This is a genomic window from Actinomycetospora sp. (genome assembly GCF_055612215.1).
This window is the reverse complement of record NZ_JBVPVA010001017.1, coordinates 1-4,577: the sequence shown is the minus strand read 5'-3', so window position 1 is coordinate 4,577 and position 4,577 is coordinate 1. Positions and strand designations below refer to the sequence as shown.

At 75.1% G+C, this 4,577-nt stretch carries 3 protein-coding genes; all 3 read right to left on the bottom strand.

The window, feature by feature from the left end:
- On the bottom strand, nucleotides 1-800 hold an 800-nt coding region (locus AC0CYZ_RS27640; RefSeq protein ID WP_472221318.1), incomplete at its 3' end, for a YveK family protein.
- A gap of 8 nt (nucleotides 801-808) precedes the next feature.
- On the bottom strand, nucleotides 809-3,100 hold the full coding sequence (locus AC0CYZ_RS27635; RefSeq protein WP_472221317.1) for an O-antigen ligase family protein: 2,292 nt from the start codon (nucleotides 3,098-3,100) through the stop codon (nucleotides 809-811).
- A 246-nt stretch (nucleotides 3,101-3,346) separates the two neighbouring features.
- On the bottom strand, nucleotides 3,347-4,549 hold the full coding sequence (locus tag AC0CYZ_RS27630; protein WP_472221316.1) for a class I SAM-dependent methyltransferase: 1,203 nt from the start codon (nucleotides 4,547-4,549) through the stop codon (nucleotides 3,347-3,349).
- Nucleotides 4,550-4,577: the final 28 nt, after the last annotated feature.

Sequence of the window (4,577 nt, the reverse complement as noted above, 5' to 3'; positions counted from 1 at the left end):
GCCACCGGAGTGGTCGGGGTGGGATCGATGGCGGGCTGGGGGTGCGGGGGCCCCATCGGGCGCGGGGGCGGCGGCAGCGGCCGACCCTGCGGCGGGAAGTAGCCGGGCGGCGGGGCCACCATCGGGTTGGCGCCCGTCGGCGGCGCGAACTGCCGCGGCGCGCCGGACGGGTCGCTGCCGATCCAGGAGCCGATCCGACCGCCGAGCCGGCGGAGCGTCCGCGAGTAGAACAACGACACACCGATGAGCACCAGCAGGAAGCCCGCGATCGCACCCACGACCACGAAGAGCACCGCCGGAGGCGTCGACCGGACGGCGGGGGTCGAGGGTTCGGAGATCACCTGCGTCGTGACCCGGGGCGGCTGGCCGGGGGGCGTCTCGAGGGCGCCGATGGCCTGCGTGAAGCCCTGGGTGACCGCCCGCCCGGCCCGCACCGCGTCGTCCGGGCTCGCGCCGCGCACGCTGATCGTCAGCACGGTGGTGTCGCCCTGGACGCCGGCCGTGACCCGCTGCGTGAGGTCGGCGCTGTCGATGCCCAGCTGCTTGCTGGCCGGCACGACCACCTGGTCGCTCGACGGCAGCTGCGCGTAGGTCGACATCCGCTGGTTGACGTACTGGTTGGTGTTGTAGGCGGCGTCCGAGGACTCCGCGGAGCCACCCCCGGAGATCAACACCTGCGAGCTCGACGTGTAGTCGGCCCCCGTGAGGCGGAGGTCGACGACGAGCCCGACGACGGCACCGAGCACGGCACCGAGCACGAGCACCCACCACGCCTTGCGCAGTGCGGACGACACGGTCATCGGTGAGCTCACTCCTCCATGGTGCCCGCGCGGACCGCGGGCCGTCTCGGCGGGCTCGGCAGTGGGCCGGATCGGGGTCGCCGGTCCGGCCACGGACCACTCGCCCCCGCGCCGGGTCGGCGGGGGGCGGGCGCGGTGAGCACCGGCCACGGCGTCCACGTCGCGAAGGCCGACGCCGCCGCCATCAGCGTGACGATGATGATGATCGACGGCCGGTCCACCAGCATCGTCTGGAGGCTGGCCTGGGCCGCGAGGCAGGCCAGGCCCATGCCGATCACCACGACCATCGGCGCCCCCGGCGTTCGTCGTCGCCAGGAGGTGAGGACGACCGACAGGATGCGCACCCCGGCGAAGGCGTAGGCGAGCAACCCGAACACGCCCATGTACAGCCAGATCCGGAGGTACTGGTTGTGGATGTAGGGGCGCGGGTCGACGACGGTGCGGCTGTGGTCGTCGTCGTAGCTGATGAGCTCACCGCCGTAGTACTGGCCGACGCCGACGCCGAACCACGGCTGCTTCTCGAGGGTCCCGTAGGCCGCGGCGTTCTCGCGGAGCCGGTCGGGCAGGCTGTCCTCGCCGTAGGCCTGGCCGGTGACGACGCTGGACGCGCGCAGGGCGATCTGCTTGGCCTGGCCGCCGGCCAGCCCCGTCAGGGCCAGGCTGAAGCCGATGGCGCCGACCACGACGAGGACCGCGGCCCTCCGGACGAGCCCCTTCGGGCCGTGGGTGACCGCGGCCACCGCGACGATGAGCAGGACCAGCGGCGCCCAGGTGGAACGGTTGAAGCTGGCGGCCTCGTGCGCGATGCCGATGAGCAGGAGCCCGAGCCACACCCAGCGCGGCTTGCGCGGCATCAGCGCCGAGAGCAGCAGGACCAGCAGGGGGGCCCAGAGGTTGAGCGTCGGGCCGGAGAGCCGCGCGACGTCGGAGGTCGAGGACCCGGTGATGATCGAGTCGCGCTCGTCGACGAGCAGGCGGCTCCACCCCGCGGCCGCGGCGACGAGCACGACCGCGCTGCAGACGCCCGCGAGGTAGAGCAGGACCGCGATCAACTGGTGCGGACGCCGGGCGAAGGCGTAGTAGACCGGGACGAACGCCGAGACCACGAGCAGCGCCCGGTAGTTGTCGATCATCAGGACGAACTGGCCGCCGAGCGCGAGGGCGGTCACCGCGCCGATGGTGGCGGCCACCAGGATCGCCGCGATCGGCCCGGCGAAGGCCGAGCGCGGCGCCTGCCCGACGCGGCGACCGCGCAGGGTGAGCACCAGGGCGAGCACGAGGGCGACCTCGAGCACCGTCGGCGTGACCGGCCCGAGCTTGACGACGTCGACCTTGTCCGGGAAGACGCCGCACCCGGTGAAGAGCAGGGCGACCGCGGACCAGCGCGGATCGGCCGTGCGCCACGTCCACACCGCCGCGGCCAGGACCGCGAAGAGCGGGAAGACCACCGACCCCGTGACGCCGTACCCGGCGATCGCGATCGCGGCGACCGCGACGGTGGCCTTGCCCTCGGGGCGGCGGAGCCCGCTGATGAGCCCACGGAGCTCGTCGCCCATCACCGTCGAGTTGAGCTCGACCATCCGGCGACGGGAGCGGACGGTGTGCGGCGCGAGGTCGCGCGCCCAGCGCCCGGGGCGCAGCAGCGAGCAGGCCAGCAGGGACACGATGAAGCCCGCGACCCCGCCGAGGACGCCCCACCAGCGGGCCTCCTGCACGCCGTGGTCGACGACCGGCCCGCCCGGGCTGACGACCGTCCCGGCGATCTTCGACTGCGGGGTCCCGGGGTAGCGCTCGCTGTCGACCACCACGTCGACCGTGGCCTGGGCGGCGGCCGACGCGGCCCTCGTGACCGTCCCGGCGTCGCCCGAGGTCGCGGTGACCTGGAGGACCTCGGTGCCCGACAGGTGCTTCCCGGTGATCGCCACCGTGGCCGGGTCGTACGGCGTGCCCCGGCTCGCGGCGATCTGCGCGGCGCGGGCCGAGACGGCCTCGCTCCCGGTGACGCCCTCCCAGCTCGCGATGCGGTCCTGCACGTAGCGGGAGCCCTTGGCGATGTTGTCGTCGTTCTCCATCGTGTTCGTGAACACGATCTCGGCGGTGCTCTGGTAGTGCCCGACCGTGGCCAGGAAGGCCGCGAAGGTCCCCAGACCCGCCACGAGCGTGGTGAGCACGACCACGAGCACCGCCACCCGCAGGTGCGGGGACCGCCGGCGCGTCCCGGTCGGGGGACCTGCCGCGCCTCCCCGTCCGTCGGAGCCGGCACCGGCGCCCGGCGCTCGGGGGGCCTCGACTGCCGTCATGCTCCGCATCCCATCGATCGCTCGGGCACGTCCGGAGATCGTCCTCCGCTCGGCGTCGGATCCCCGTCGTGCCTCTCGTCCGTCCGGGCGCGGCGGACGGCCTGTCGTCGGGGCGAGTCTAGGACCGCGCCCCGACGCTCCGGACACCCGCCGTCGACCGGCGCCCGCCGCTCCCGTCCACGGGAGGACGCCGCGCCGCGCGGCGCGGTGCTCCCGCAGTGAGGTGTCCCTCACCTCACGGTGGCTTCAGCTCCCGGGCTCGGCCACCCGCAGGGCGGGGTCGACGACGACCCAGCGACCGCCCGCCGCCTCCACCTCCGGCATGCGGGTACGCATCTCACCGAGCAGGTCGGTGACGAAGAGGACCACCTCGTCGGGACGGCGGCGGACGACCTCCTCGGGGGCCACGATCGGCACCGCGACCCCGGGGAACCGGCGGCCCTGCTTGCCCGGTGAGCCGTCCGCGACGGCGGGCAGCAGGTCCGGGCCGATGCGGGCCCGGTTGAGCAGCGGCACCGCCCGGGAGGCGGCCGCGTAGCCGATGACCGAGCGGCCGGCATCCGCGCCCTCGGCGAGGTGCGCGCGCAGGGCGTCGGCACTCGCCGCGGTGGCGGACTCCAGACCCCCGACGACGGCGGGGTCCAGCACGCCGAGGGCGAGCTCGCGCTCGACGAGGCCCTCGACCGACGGCAGGTCCGTCGGGCCGTCGACGCCGGACCGGCGCGCCGCGAGCAGGACGGTGCCGCCGTAGAGGTCGAACCAGAAGGCGTGGGTCGCCTCGAACCCGATCGCGGCGAGCATCCGGACCAGCACCGGCGTCGAGTAGTAGGCGAAGTGGCCGTGGCGCAGCGCGTTCCATCCGCCGTCGGCGACGATCGCGGCGAGGCTGTGGAACTGCAGCAGCAGCGTCCCGCCGGGCGCGGTCGCGTCGGCCCGCTCCGCGAGTCCGCCGGCCTGGTCCGCGGCGTGCATGAGGCCGAAGCAGTCGATGACGAGGTCCGCGGGCTCGCCGTCCGCCGCCGGCGTCAGCCCGACGGCGTCGAGCAGGTCCAGCCACGACCCGCCGTGCGGGCTGCCGAACTCGGTGACCGTGCGCCGCGGGGCGCCGTCCGCCCCGGTGAGCAGGCCCGCGGCCTGCACGCGCGCGACGGCGTCGCGGGCCTGGTCGACCATGGCCTGCGGCTCGGCGCCGCGCGGCTCCTCCGGCGTCGTCGGGTCCTCGGCCAGGTTCGCGAGGCCGCACTGCGCGCAGAGCCACATCCGCAGCGGATGCACCGCGTCCGGGCCCGGGTCGTCCGCGGCCGGGAAGTGGTCGGCCGCGGGCTGGTCGCCCAGGTCGAGCACGACGGTGCCCGTGGTGCTCGCGCACCAGCGGCAGGTGACGGACGCGGGCTCGCGGCGGGCCGGGTCCGCGACGGCGGCGGGCGAGGGCCCGGAGCTTCTCGACACGGTGGGAGATCCTCTCGACGGCGGGTGG